We start from the raw sequence: 13,331 nt of genomic DNA, 5'->3' as shown, positions 1-13,331 counted from the left end.
CGGGCTTTTTCCTGCCGGCGCCCGGATCAGAGCGGAACGGACGTGGGACGAGCTGTCCGCCGCGCCGTGCGGAAGCGCGTCTACCGGGCGCTGTGCGACGAGCCGGCCTGCGATCGCGCTTCCCGTTCGGCCTCGATCGTCTCGAGGAAGGCCGCCAGGATCGGCGACTGGTCGGCCTTCCGGTAGATGCAGGTGAGGTCGACGAAAAACCCGGGCGGCGCTTCATGCACCCGGCGATAGACCACGCCGGGAAACTGCAGCGTCGTGGCCGAGGTCGGGACCAGGCACACGCCGAAGCCGCTGGCCGCCAGTGCCACGGCGGTGACCGCATCGCCGACTTCCTGGGAGACCCTGGGTTCGAAACCCCGTTCTGCGCACAGGCCGATGATCTTGTCGATGAAGCTCGGGCGCGCACCGCTCGGGAAAAGGATCAGCGGGTGATGGGCGAGATCGGCGAAGCGCACGATCTCCTGGCGCGCCAGCGGATGTTCGGTGGGCACCGCGAGCAGCAGGTTCTCGGTGGTGACGAGCAGGGTGCCGATGTCCTCGTGCGGCGCCAGCATGCGGTTGAATCCGACCGAGATGCGTCGCTGCCGCAGGGCTTCGATCTGTTCGTTCTTGGTCATGTTGTGAAGCACCACCTTCACGTCGGGGTAGCGGTTGCGGAAGGCCAGCAGCAGCGTCGGGATCACGTCGAGGATGGCCGAGCCGAAGATCGCGACATCGAGACGGCCGAGCCTGCCCTGGCCCGCACGCTGGGTGCGTTCGGTGGCCTGTTCGACCAGCGAGCGGATGTTGCGCGCCTCGTCGAGCAGCAACTCGCCGGCCGGCGTGAGTTCCATGCCGCGCGGGGTGCGAATGAAGAGCGTGACGCCCAGTTCCTCCTCGAGCTGCTGGATCTGTCGGGTCAGCGGCGGCTGCGAGATGTGCAGGCGGGTCGCGGCGCGACCGATGTTGGCCTCCTCGGCGACGGCGATGAAGTAGCGCAGGTGGCGAAGATCCATGGTCGGGCTCCCTCCGGGGTACGTGGCTGTCCGGATCATACCTCCAGGGTATTGCGTTGTCCGAATAATGGTATTGGACGGTAATCCTCTCGATCGATAACTTTCCGCTCATCCCGCCACGGCCGCGTAGCGTCGCCGCAAGCAGAGCGGGCAGCTGATTCAGACAAAAAGCGCATCAGGAGGAAGACATGAAAAAGCGTCCCTGCAACTCCGTTTCCAGACGCGGCGCGGTGCCGTTCATCGCGGCTGCTGCAGTCGTGGCGAGCGGGGCGGCCTCGGCGTTCCAGATCGACACCGGCAACCCGGATGTCCGCATGACGTGGGACAACACCGTCAAGTACAGCGCCGGCTGGCGGGTGCGTGGCGTGAACTCGGAGGTGGCGGACAACTCGATCGGGCCGCAGGCGAATACCAATGACGGGGACCTCAATTTTGACCGCGGCCTGATCTCCAATCGCCTCGACCTGCTCTCCGAACTCGACGTGCGCTTCAAGCGCAACATGGGGTTCCGCCTCAGCGGCGCTGCCTGGTACGACCAGGTGTACAACGAGTCGAACGACAACCCGGGTGCGCTCGGCGGGGCGCTGGTCAACCAGCGCTCGGCGCCGTACAACGAATTCACGCGTGCAACCAAGCAGCTGCACGGTCGCAAGGCCGAGTTTCTCGATGCCTTCGTGTACGGCAACCTGGCGCCCTCGGGCATGAACCTCAACCTCAAGGCCGGTCGCTTCACCCAGCTCTACGGCGAGAGCCTGTTCTTTGGCAGCAACGGCATCGCCGGTGCACAGACGCCCCTCGACCTGGCACGCGCGCTGTCGGTGCCGAACTCGCAGTTCAAGGAAGTCGCGCGGCCGGTCGGACAGATTTCCGGCCAGTTGCAGATCAACGCCGACGTGACGCTGGGCGCCTATTACCAGATGGAGTGGCGCAAGTCGCGCCTGCCCGCCGCCGGCAGCTATTTCAGCTTCGCCGATTTCGTGGATGCCGGCGTCTATCCAAAGAGCGGTCGTCGCCTCAGGTTCCGCATCCCCACCGGGCACGAGATGCATCTGTATGCCGAAAAGACACAGGTGGGCAATACCCTGGGCGAGGTGAATCCGGGCACCCTGCCCGACGAGGGCGTGATCCGCGGCATGCGCATCTACGGGCTCGATCACGTGTTTATCGTTGGTCCGAACATGGCCGACGCGGCGCGCCTGTTTGCCGAGGTGTTCGAGTTCGATCTGGCCGAAGAACTCGTGGACCAGCTCGGCGGCAACCAGATCCTGACCTTCTTCAGCTGCTCATCCCGGGCCCACGACATCGCCTTTGGCGTGCACCCGGAGGCGGGACGCTTCCACCATGTATCTTTCCGCCTGAACTCCACGGAAGATCACGTATACGCGGGCGACCTGATGGGCAAGTACGGCATCCCGATCGAGCAGAACGACCGCCACGGCATCACGGCGGTGAAGACGATCTATTTCTTCGATCCGTCGGGCAACCGCAACGAGATCTTCGTGGGCGGCCACACCCGCTACCCGGACAGTCCCAAGCTGACCTGGACCATGGATCACCTGGGGCTGGCCGCCTTCTCGCAGTCGCTGCACGTGCCCGAGAGTTTCCTGGGCGTCACTACCTGATCGAAAGGGGACGAGATGGAGCATAGCGTGAGCAGGATCGATAGCGATGCGGATCGCACGGAGATCGCCGTCGTGGTGGGCGCCACTGGTGCCTTCGGCAACAAGGTGGTCGACCGTCTGGTCGATGCCGGCCTCAAGGTCGTTGCCGTGGCGCGCCGCGCCGCTGCGCTGGCCGAACTGCAGGCCCGCCAGCCGTCCATCGGCATTGCCGTGGCCGATATTTCGGAGGATTCGTCCATCGCCGCCATCAAGGAAGTGCTCGACCGCCCCGTGCGTGCCGTGGTGCACGGCCCCGGCGTCGGCGTCGCGGGAGGCATCCTCGTCGCCCCGACCGCCACTATGGTCGACGCGGTGAACATCAAGGTCGGTGGCCTGCTGCGTCTCTGCCGAGCGGCCGACGAGCGTTTCGTGAAAGGCAGCCGCATCGTCGCCATCGGTGGTCATTATGGTCTCGAGCCCACCGCCTACGCCGCCTCGGCGGGCGTGGCCAACGCGGCGCTGGTGAACGTGTCCCGCCAGCTCAGCCTGGCCTACGGCCCGCGCGGCATCACCAGCCATGTGATTGCCCCGGGGCCGGCCGATACCGAGCGTCTGCGCAATGTCGCCAGGGCGCGTGCCGAGCAGCGCGCGTGTTCCGTCGACGAGGTGCTGGACGAACTGAGGGAAGAGTCGTCGATCGGCGCCTTCACCACACCGGAGCAAGTGGCCTGGGCGGTGAGCATGCTACTCGACCCCTGCGCGGACGCGATGACCGGCTCGACCCTGATGCTCGACTCGGGCCGCCGCCGTGGTCTGCCCTGAGCCATAAGGAGAAGACAGATGCCAGTCGTCAATTTCCACTTGCTCGAAGGGGCGAGTTCGCCCGGCCAGGACGAACAGCTGCTGCTTTCGGCGTGTCGTCTCTACGCGGAGGTGCTTGGCGCGCCAATGGACCGCGTGCGCGCGTTCATCACGACGCACTCACCGTCACGTTTCGCGATCGCCGGCGAGCTCGCAGCGGTCAACAAGGTGCATGCGCCGTTCTTCGAGTTCATCGTCCTCGAAGGCCGTTCGCTGGCGCAGCGTCAGCGCCTCTTGAAGGACTTTACCGAGTTGCTGGTCGAAGTTCTTGGCGTCAGGCGTGAGCATGTGCGCGGGGCCTGCCGGCTGGTACGGCCGGAAGACTGGGCGATTGGCGGCGAACCCGCCAGTGCCTTGCGCAAGGACGAAATCGCCGCGCGGGCCGCCCCTGCGTCCGGTCAGATGCCCTGAGTTACCGCAGATCTCTCCCTCCCGACCGATAGCTGCCCGATCTCCCCGGGTATGTCGGTCGACCTCCGCCCCTTCGCGTCCGCACGGTCGCGGAGGGGATTTTTTGTGGTTCTTCGCGTTCGCAGGGGGAAATAGTGGTTGACGGATCGGAGGTTGGTATATCGGCAGTCGCCAAACAAACCAGCCCCCGTTCTCTTGGTCATCATGTCAGACGCCATGTTGGGCCTGGTCTTCCGGGAAGGCCATGTCGTAGATTCATTCGAGGTGCGAGCCGGCGGCTCGCCGCTTGTCTCCCTCTCCGAGGGTCCATCACGTCACGCTCCTCGCGGGCACTGCGGCAGCGCCGACGTATGCCCGATCGGGACTGTTTTGATCAACGGATTTGGCTGAACGTACCGACTTGCCGGCACGCCCGCTACCACTGTAGCGGGCGTGAGGTCGAGCGCCTGAACTGGCTTGATGCGGGCGAAAGCATCACAACGAGGATACGTGCCTGGGTCGAAGCGGTCGCGGTGGATTTGGGCGTCGCCTTCGATCTAGAGGTGCCCGCCCATCACCCAAATGCAGCTGCGGGCTACGACCTGTGTCACGTCGTAGTTCCGCTTCGGTCGGGCCGTGGTCTGCCGGGCGAGGAGCGATCAAGCAACGCGTTACACCGCGCACCCGCCCAACGTCAGGTGCTCGAGCGTTCTCGATGGTTGTTGCGGCGTAACCGCGACAACCCGGGCAACGAGCAGGGTGTCGAACTTCGCGAGTTGTTGGTGGCTACTTTTGTCGACAAGCGGCAGACTTCTGAGGTCATCTCGCAGCCAATGCACGAGCGATTTTGTTCCGAAGGACGGTGAAGCCTTTCGCGCCCGTGACTTCGCGCTTAAGTGCTGCCAGATTCGCGTCGACGATTCGCTCTTGATCAAAACCCTGAGTTTCAAGATCGGTCAGCCAATCCCAGCAGCGCTTCAAACGAGCCTGCAGGGTTTGCTCTCTGGACAGATGGACAAAGTCGGCCACGGCCTGGCGGCATTCTTTCGAAGGCCATCGGTTCCTTTCCGCGAAGTGCTGGACGACGGAAAGGCGAAGATCGGTTGAGGCGGTTTGAACAATCTCGAACTCAACGGTCGAGCACACCTTGCCCGTGTGGTTGTCGATCACGGAAAAAATGAGGCTTCGACCGTTCGAGACTCGACCGCTGTAGCGGGCAACGCAGTTCGTTTGTGCTTCTCCCTGCCGCTTCAAGGCATCATTGGACAGGAGCTGGATCAGGCTGCGCTCGCCCATGTCTACCGGTGCGTCGATGATGCTTGGGCTGCGTGTCGCACTGAGCTGGAATGGCCCCGACAGGCCGAGAATTTCCGCTCGCCGCTTGCGCCAGCGATGCGCAAGTGTGGCCAAGCGCGTTGTTCCTTGGCGAAGCAGCCAATGGTCGACTATCCGGATGCCTGGATGAGTTTTGTTCGGGTCGTTGTAGCCCAATTCCGTGCGGTCAGCCAGCGCTCTCAGCATGGCGCTTCGCATGCCCTCGACGTTCTCCTCATCTGTCTGTCTTGGCATGAAGGCCTGCACCTGCGGACGACCAGTCGGCGATGTCACGCGGGCCGCGAGCGATTTCTCGCGGCACCAGGCGCGTGCGAGCAGCGAGTGCAAGGGCCATTCGTCAAAGGCGCTGGCTGCTTCGGTGAGTCTGGCAAAGTGGTGCCACGCGTCTACGTTGATCGGGCGGTCTTCGGGACACAGTGCGTCCAGCGTGAGCAGAGCATCCTCTTGACGACGGAACGCGTTCAGTCGGAAGGGGAGTGTTCCGAAACGCCGGACGGTGTGCGGCGCGACCCCGAATCGCTGGGCAAGGTCACGCCAGACCGATTGACCGCAGTCGATTCGGCGGCGGATGTCCTCCATTTCCGGGCCACCGCCCTGCGAGAGAATGTCTGCGAGTACCGGGTGTTTTTGCGTAAAGGTGATTCGGCGCGCTCGCGCCTGCCCTTTCGGAGCTGTCAGAAAGTTGTAGATTCGCGTGTCGATGTAGGTTTCACGCGGCGGTCGGCGTGTTACGTCGGTCTCTGAACGCGGCATGCTGATGGCCACAAGGGAGGGGTTCAGTCCAGCGCTGAACTCTTTCAGACGGGCTTGGAAGTCAAGCTTCCAGATGAAGGCGAGTGCCATGCCGCCCACGTGGCTCGCCTCGAACGCTCTTTCGCAAACGCGTTCGACCAACTCGGATAGAGGGTATTTCCCCATGAGCCGTTCGGCTTGAAGTACAGGTTGGAATACGTCGATCCGTGAGCCGGTCGTGCCGCTGAGCTCGTCTCCTATATGGTCGATTTCCATTCCCTTGGCGGCAAGTCGAGCGATGCGCGCGAAGATGTCGGTGGAGGTGTTCCGCAGCCCAAGGGGGAACATGGCGCACACGACGACTCCGTTCTCGAACTCGACGACGTTGAGCGTCATTGCATCCGGCACACGTGAAGTGACGCAATCGCAGACCGGAAAGGCAAGCTGTTGAACAATCCCGTTTCCGCAACCGCCGTACCTCGAAAGCACCGTGGCTCGGGGTGTCGCGGGGAATTGCGAGGTGGATCGGGTGGCTTCGCATGCAGGGTTTTCGGGCATGGGTGTCATCGCATGTCCCGAGGGGCGGCTGAATTCAATCGAGATGACGTCAGGTCTCGAATGGCGGGGCAAACGATATGTTGGCTTTGGGCACTTCGAAAGTGGCGGGGCTCATTTGTGTACGCGGTTGGCTCTTGTCGGCTGAGATAGGTTTGTTCAGGCGGATGTTCAGTGAGAGTGTGTTGAGAGGGTTTGGTCATTTTTCCGGTTTCATCTGTTACTGTTCTGTGCTTGAATGGTCCCAGAAGTGTCCCAAATTTTCAACGACGGCCGGGTGGTAATGTGAAGCGTCCTCTGTATTCAGCTTTTCGACTCCTGTTGTGTTCTTCGATAGCCGGCGTGACGGTTCAACCGTCCCTGGTACGAGCTGTTCCAATTTCCGAGGCCCGGTTGCTGGCGGCTGACATCATCGAACTTGCGCAGCGCAAGCCGTTCTGGTGTGTCGAGCGAAGCGGCGATGGTCGAAGCTGCCGCAACGTTCTGATCGTTGAGGCCTCCAGCGGTGTCGGGCTCTCGATGAATCGTCTGGCCCTGGTGGTCAATAGAAGTGAACGGGTGGGCCTGTCGGAGAGGTTCGAAATGTATTTCGAGGGTGACGCGCTATGCATCACCAGGGGTAGCCTTGTTGCCGCACAAAGAGTTTGGCGTCGTGCAAGCGGTGACGAGGTCGGGGCGCTCGCGACCAATATCTACCAGGTGGCGGCTGAAGCCGACGAACTCGAGCGCGCCTATGCGTCGGCGATGTCTGAAATCGGGAAAATGAACGGAGATGCTCCGGATACGCGGATGTGCCTGACCATGACGCGGGTCGGTTCGGACGACGAGCATATCGCGACGATCATGGACTGGCTGCCCACGAACATGGACGCCGTTCCCTCGCGCCGCGAGCATCACAGCTTCGCCGCGCTGCCCTCCGACCCGGGGTTGAGTCTGCGAGCGGAATGATGCGAGTCGGGAACGGTCCCTCCTTCGGACAGACCCAGTTCATCATTCCGCGGGCTCGTCCTTGCTTGCTGGATCTCTCGCACCCGGTGGCTTGAGCGCACCCGTGCATTCCTGAACCAGCGCCTCGGCGATCTCGGTCCGCCCGATGTATTGGGAAACAGCGTCCGTAGGGTGCCACCGGCAGATTCCGGGACGCTCGTGACGCAGTAGATGACGCACCTGTTGTAGGGGGACCCGTCGCTGAATCCATTCTGATGCCTCGATTTCTTGACTGGATCATGGCCGTCCGCCTGCTTCAGGGGCTCGATGATCGGTCCTTCAGAATCTCCTTTTCATGTCCGGACTCCTTCCCCGATAGGGGTACAACACGCCCCTTGTACTGATTTCGGGGGGACTGGTGAGGCTCATGGCCGTAACCACGGCGGGCCGTCCTCTTCCACGTTCAGATCTTCCAGCAGAACCTGTTCGTTCGACAGGGTAACGAGGCCTTTCTGCTTCGGGTCATCACGTCCGGTGTCGACTTCGACGAGGCATTCGAAAAGGACGCGCTGAAAAAGTATGGTCACCGAGAATCCGATCCGCCCGCCGTTACAGGCGTCCAGGGGACGTATCGGGTGAATGATCTGCGCGCACGCCTCTTGTTGCTCGGCAGCACCCAGTTCGCTCCATCGAATGTCGGCCGGCCGTTCTACCAGAAGAAAACGACCGTGCTTTCCCCGGACGTGTTGAAAGAAGAGGCGGATATAGGCGATGGCACTGGCCTCGTCGGAAATAGCCAGATTCCAGTCGGCATTCGCCTCGTAGATCGGTCCGTTCGACCAGTCGAGTACGCGCAAGCTCTTTTCGAGTTGGGCGAGTGCGAAGATTTCGCGCCGTCCGTTTCTGGCCGAATCGATCAGGACGAGAAGGTGAGCATCTGGGTAGAAAGGAAGCGTGGCCATGCGGATCTCGATGCGATTTCGCAATCGATCGAAGGTCCACGGATGAAAGCCACATTGATCGAGCACCCAGTCCCGTTGCTGGACCGGAAGTCGCTTGTGCAGAAGCAGGCCTGCTGGCTCCTCGCAGATCAGTGGGCTGGGGACGTCATCATCCGGTCTGGGTGAGTCGAATACGTGGCCGAGCTCGTGAAGCGCGTAGAGCTGCGCTTCGGTCATCTTGTCCAGATTTCCAGTCGGTCGAGCCGCCTTGGCGGGAGCCGCACTGGATGCTCGGTTACCGGGCAGGAGCCACGGCGGTGCGTCCTCGCGGACATGGAGGTCTTCCTGCAGGATCTCCTCGTCGGAAATGACGACGAGCCCCCTTTTGCTGCAATCCACCACGCCGAGATCGATGGACATTCTTGTCCCGAACAGGGAGTCCTTGAAAATGATCTGCCCACCGAAGACGATCTTCCCGTCGTCATCGGTCTGCAAACGGGTGAGCGCTTGAATCCTGCTGGCGCATGCTTCCCGCTCTTCTGCAGTCGCCTCCGCGTTCCAGGCGATGTCCGCACCCCGCTGCACGATGAGAAACCTGCCGTGGCGTCCGCGCACGAAGCGGAAGAAGAACTGCAGGTAGTCCCGCGCTTTCCCCTCGTCGGACAGGTCAATCTGCCAGGTGGTGTTGGCCGCGTAGATCGGGCCATTGGACCAGTCCAGAATGCGGATCTCCTGACCGAACCTGGCGAGTGCGAATATCTCGTTTCGACCGGGCCGTCCGGGGTCTATCAGTGCCAGAAGATGCGCTCCCGGGTAGAAAGACAGAGGTGCGTTCCTGATCTCTATGCGGTCGCGGATTGCGGCGTACGTCGACGGGTGGATACCGCATTCGTCGAGTACCCAATCCCGCTGATCGGGTGCGATTGACGCGGTGAGCGGCAGGCCGCCCGGTTCATCGCAGAACGGCAGGATTTGCTGTTCGCTGGCATCGACGGGCTGGCTCAGCAAAGCGCCGATCTCGCGATGCTCGAAGAACACCGACTCGTCGGTTTCCATCAGAAGCAGGTCGCGTAGAAGGTCGTACTGGCCCGATTCTCGCAACAGTTCGAGGAGCAGCTTCCGTGCCGAAGGCCGATGGCGCTCCGCCACCGGCGAGCTTTCGAAGCGCTGGAGGACGGCGAGTGCATCGTCGCATGCCGCGACTGCCTGCTCCACGCGCCTGGCCGACCTGAGGCAACGCGCGAGTTCGAGCTTGCAATTGATGAGATTGTTCAGGGTGCCCGCGCTCATCTCCCCGGCGTCGTAGATCTCGGCTGCACGCGCGAAATCTTCTGCGGCCAGCTGGAACTGGCTGAGGTTTTTGTAAGAGATCGCCCGCCAGTGCAGCGCCATCGCCAGCGTGTCACGGTACTCTGGATTGGCAAGGTCGAGTCGCTCACAAAGCGCTATTGCTCGCCCGTAGTCGTCGATCGCCGGTTCCTCGCGATGCAGATTCGCGTAGCTGACGGCGCGATTGTTATGTGCCAGAACCAGGTTATGGGTGTTATCCGTGTCGCTCAGTTCGATGGATCCGTAGAGTTCGATGGCTCGGCCATAGTCCGCGCAGGCATCCTCGTGCCTGCCAAGTGAGGCCAGGTTCCAGGCCCGGGTGCAATAAGCCTCGGCGAGGCTCGTGCGGTAGTTGGGTTGATCGGATGTGATCTGTTCGCGCAGTTCGATGGCCTGGCTGGCCGGGCCCAGCGCAAGATCGAAGCTGCCGCATGAGCCGAGCACCACCGCGGTGTTTCTGAACGCGCTGGCAAGCTGGGCCTGGTGTCGGTCGGACCACCTTGCGAGTTTTGGCTGGACTTCGAGCCGAAGTGACAGGACCGATTCGAAACGGGCAATCTGCGCGTCGCGCGAGCCCTGAGCCCATTCGATGATCGCCAGGACCGACAACATGTCCGCCCGTCCCCATTCAAGCTCTGCCAGCTCGGCCGGGTTCAGGCTGTTCTCGCGCACGAATCGATCCGACCAAGACATGGCCTCCGAAGCAAAGGAGTGCGCCTCTTCAGTGCGTTTGTCCTTGTGAAGCAGCCAGGCCTTCTCGCCCAGCAACTCGAGCGAGCGGTGGCGGTTGGACGTGAATTCCGGGAGACGTTCGAGGCAGACCAGGAGAAAGTCGACGATCTCGCGCTTCTGACCAACCTCGAGGGTGGTGTAGCGCGGGCTGAATTCGAACACCTCTTCAAGCCAGTTGACGAGATCGAGGGTGGGCCATGTGGATACCGCTGGTTGTGCCCCGAAACCGAGCAGGGCCTGGTTGATCCCCGGTGATATTTCTTCGTTGCCGAAATGGTCTATCCAGGCCTCACCAACCATTGGATGGGCGGGCCGCCAGACCCGCTCTAGACCTGAAGTCTCACCAATCACATAGCCGCCAAGCCTCGCCAGTGCCGCCTCGATGGACGCACGGGAAATGGCAGGAACTTCCGGGATAAAGGGCCGAAGCGCCGAGACCGCATTCAGAAGTTTGCGCTCCGAAATCGGCCGGGCAACCATGCTGAGACACCACATGACGGCTTCGGGAAGGCGGCGCGGGACGAAGTCGGCGCAAGCCCGGGTCATCTTGTCGAAGTAGGTTGCGGGAAGGGCCGATTTGCTGGGACTGTCGAGAAAGCCAAGGAGGTCCTGCTGCGCACTTGCCGGATGCGATCGGTAAAGATCCTTCAGCAGGGTGCCCCAGTGCTGCAGGAGTAACGGCATCCCGCCGCTTCTGGCATGGATGGTGCGCAGGAAATCTGGCGACAAAGTGGGTCTCGGCGTGTCACCCCACGCGCCGAGCAGCATCGACGAGGTAAGCTCAAGTGCCATGGCCTCGGCTTCCCATCGGTTCCAGGGCTCGGCTCCGTTCTCGCTCAGTCGTATCAGGACCTGTTCGATGTCCTGCGACGAGGCGATGATGATGACGTTGCGCGGCAGCGATGAGAACGGTCGGAGACCCTGCAACAGATTGTCAGGCGATACCGCCTGATTGACCGCGTCGATGAATATGAAGAACGGAACATCGGGGTGGGCGTCTCGCGACTGGTGCAGCAAGGCCGACAGCTGACGCTGGACTTCCGCAGCCTGCAGCGTGGCCTGGGGGGTGGGCTTCCCCATGAGGCGTCGCGCCGAAGCAAGCCAGTGCATCCGCACGGGAATACCGATACTGCGTTCCTGTCTTGCACTGCCGAGCGAGGGTGCGGCGACATCGATGGATGGCGGCTTCTCGCCGAGATCCGCGAGGTCGTCAGCCTCGCCGCTCCCGACTGGCGGCGTCACTTCGAATTCTGGTTCGGGAGCACTATCCATGGTGAAGAACAGCGCATGCTCACGAACTTGCGCATACATCTGCGCCATCAGCACGCTTTTTCCGATACCCGATGGCCCGATCAGAACCAGTCGCGTGGCGCCCACCGCATTGCGTGCCAGGCTGTGTGCGTGTTCGAAAATGCGCGTGACTTCGGCCGGGCGCGGGATCGTGGTGCGCGCAATCGCCAGGGCTTTCTCGCCGTGATTGAGGTCGAAGGTCCGGCTGATGCGCTCGGTCTCGGCCGCGACCAACTCGAGCGCCATCGGCAATTCGTATTTCTGCTGAATACGCTCAACGAGCGTTCGCACGTTCTCGTGGGCCGGTGATGAATCCAGAGGGCGGTCCCGCTGGCCGTCCTGCCAGGTGTCGGTGAGTTCGTGGGTGTCGAGGTAGCGGCGCTGCACGATCGTGATCGTCGTGCGCCCGGTACCCGGCAGACGTCGCCAGGCCACGCTGTGGAGCAGCCCCGGTACGATCCGGCCCTGCAGTGTCTTGTGCAGATCGCGGCAACCCATCGGCATCAGATACAGATAACGCTCCCGCGCCGCTTCCGGGTCGACGAGGAGCAGCGAATCTTCCCAACTCCAGCCATCCACTGTCGGTGGTGTCGGCGCGGGAATCGGCGCCTCCGGTTCGGGGGGCTTGCCCCACACAGCGAAAAATTCCCTGCGGGACTCGTGATTGTCGGGTTGCATGGCTTCGCCATCCGGCGCAAACCATTGAAGCTCGATGCCCAGCCTTGCTTCATTGTCATAGCCCGTCAGAGCGAGATTGAGCCGAAGATACGGGCGCATCAAATCGCACATGACACGCAGAACGACGGACAGCCCCTCCGCAATCGCCTCGGGTATCTGGCATGTCAGATCTCTTTCGTGATGGCCAAACAGTACGTTGCGGACCTGTTGCATCAGGGTAAACACACCAAATGCGGCACCGCCCTCGCGGATGATCTGCGAGTCGTTCGGACCTGTTCCGAAAGAAGTGTGGAGAACGAGCTGCTCCGGCTCGAGGATTCCGAAGAACTCGGGAAACGGTACCTGTAGATCGTCGTCGGTGACCGAAAGCAGCAGATCGTGGCCTGCGCGCGAGAGTCCGGCCGCCCGGTGCAACCAGCTTCGCCCGCCACCGATGCATTTGGCGTCGTTGAGCGTGGCGAACAGGATCTTCTCGCCGATGGCGGCGGTCGCCGGGAGGAGGCCGGTGGGCTGCCTGTTGTCGATCTCCTGGCTCAACCAGAGGAACTGGCTGGCCACGGCCACGAAATGGAAGTGAATCAAGGCTTCATACAGCAAGACATAGTCGGCCAGCAGTGCAGAGCCCCGGAAAAGTCCGCGAATACGAAACTGGATTGGCACCGGCCAGTCGGATCGCTGGATACGCGGAGATTTCGGACCGACCAGCCGATCGATCAGGGATAACAGCCACTTGAGCTTGTCAGCATCCTCGAGATCAAACGGCAAACCCGCTTCGTAGGTCAGTCTGCGCAGCAGTTCAATTGCCGCCGGCGGCGCGAGGTCGTCCGCCTCGGCTTCGAACCAGGAGGAGATCCGGTCCGCGATGTTTTCCATGACGGGAATGCCATACGGCTTTTCGATCCGGCCGGCCTCGACGTGTTTTTTTGCCGACTTCACCAGGGTGAGGATATTCATCG

General features: G+C 62.1%; 8 protein-coding genes. 5 read left to right on the top strand and 3 right to left on the bottom strand.

Annotated elements, in window-relative coordinates; translation table 11 throughout:
• Positions 1 to 80: 80 nt before the first annotated feature.
• The gene (locus GQB03_RS07295) at positions 81 to 1,004 is read right to left on the bottom strand and encodes a LysR substrate-binding domain-containing protein (protein WP_159686699.1); all 924 of its coding nucleotides are present in this window, start codon (positions 1,002 to 1,004) and stop codon (positions 81 to 83) included.
• A gap of 188 nt (positions 1,005 to 1,192) precedes the next feature.
• Here GQB03_RS07295 and GQB03_RS23165 point away from each other — a divergent pair, with 188 nt between their 5' ends.
• The 4 genes from GQB03_RS23165 (at position 1,193) to GQB03_RS07275 (ending at position 4,722) form a co-directional block, all read left to right on the top strand.
• Positions 1,193 to 2,626, top strand: coding sequence for a DUF1302 family protein (locus GQB03_RS23165; RefSeq protein WP_235026981.1), 1,434 nt, complete (start codon positions 1,193 to 1,195; stop codon positions 2,624 to 2,626).
• Positions 2,627 to 2,653: 27 nt separating this feature from the next.
• Positions 2,654 to 3,427, top strand: coding sequence for an SDR family NAD(P)-dependent oxidoreductase (locus GQB03_RS07285; protein WP_235026980.1), 774 nt, complete (start codon positions 2,654 to 2,656; stop codon positions 3,425 to 3,427).
• Positions 3,428 to 3,445: 18 nt separating this feature from the next.
• Entirely contained in the window at positions 3,446 to 3,877 is a 432-nt protein-coding gene (locus GQB03_RS07280; RefSeq protein ID WP_159686695.1) for a tautomerase family protein, read from the top strand.
• Positions 3,878 to 4,227: 350 nt separating this feature from the next.
• On the top strand, positions 4,228 to 4,722 hold the full coding sequence (locus GQB03_RS07275; protein WP_159686694.1) for a transposase: 495 nt from the start codon (positions 4,228 to 4,230) through the stop codon (positions 4,720 to 4,722).
• On the opposite strand, the gene GQB03_RS07270 is transcribed toward GQB03_RS07275, so the two are convergent.
• Positions 4,676 to 6,319, bottom strand: coding sequence for a PcfJ domain-containing protein (locus tag GQB03_RS07270; protein WP_159686692.1), 1,644 nt, complete (start codon positions 6,317 to 6,319; stop codon positions 4,676 to 4,678). The genes GQB03_RS07275 and GQB03_RS07270 overlap by 47 nt on opposite strands.
• A 501-nt stretch (positions 6,320 to 6,820) precedes the next feature.
• Between GQB03_RS07270 and GQB03_RS07265 the strand changes: the two genes are divergently transcribed.
• Entirely contained in the window at positions 6,821 to 7,426 is a 606-nt protein-coding gene (locus tag GQB03_RS07265; RefSeq protein WP_159686691.1) for a hypothetical protein, read from the top strand.
• A gap of 404 nt (positions 7,427 to 7,830) precedes the next feature.
• Here GQB03_RS07265 and GQB03_RS07260 read toward each other — a convergent pair whose 3' ends face one another.
• Complete coding sequence (locus tag GQB03_RS07260; protein ID WP_159686688.1) at positions 7,831 to 13,329, bottom strand: tetratricopeptide repeat protein; 5,499 nt, start codon at positions 13,327 to 13,329, stop codon at positions 7,831 to 7,833.
• Between the last annotated feature and the right edge of the window lie 2 nt (positions 13,330 to 13,331).

The organism is Cognatazoarcus halotolerans (assembly GCF_009800965.1).
GTDB lineage: Bacteria > Pseudomonadota > Gammaproteobacteria > Burkholderiales > Rhodocyclaceae > Cognatazoarcus > Cognatazoarcus halotolerans.
The sequence above is the reverse complement of the archived record's forward strand: the minus strand, read 5'-3'. Positions and strand labels throughout refer to the sequence as shown.

What these genes read in the sequence shown, in the direction of transcription:
- GQB03_RS23165 (WP_235026981.1), top strand. Translation starts at nt 1,193, where the DNA reads ATGAAAAAGCGTCCCTGCAACTCCGTTTCCAGACGCGGCGCGGTGCCG.
- GQB03_RS07280 (WP_159686695.1), top strand. Translation starts at nt 3,446, where the DNA reads ATGCCAGTCGTCAATTTCCACTTGCTCGAAGGGGCGAGTTCGCCCGGC.
- GQB03_RS07295 (WP_159686699.1), bottom strand. Translation starts at nt 1,004, where the DNA reads ATGGATCTTCGCCACCTGCGCTACTTCATCGCCGTCGCCGAGGAGGCC.
- GQB03_RS07275 (WP_159686694.1), top strand. Translation starts at nt 4,228, where the DNA reads ATGCCCGATCGGGACTGTTTTGATCAACGGATTTGGCTGAACGTACCG.
- GQB03_RS07260 (WP_159686688.1), bottom strand. Translation starts at nt 13,329, where the DNA reads ATGAATATCCTCACCCTGGTGAAGTCGGCAAAAAAACACGTCGAGGCC.
- GQB03_RS07270 (WP_159686692.1), bottom strand. Translation starts at nt 6,319, where the DNA reads ATGACGCTCAACGTCGTCGAGTTCGAGAACGGAGTCGTCGTGTGCGCC.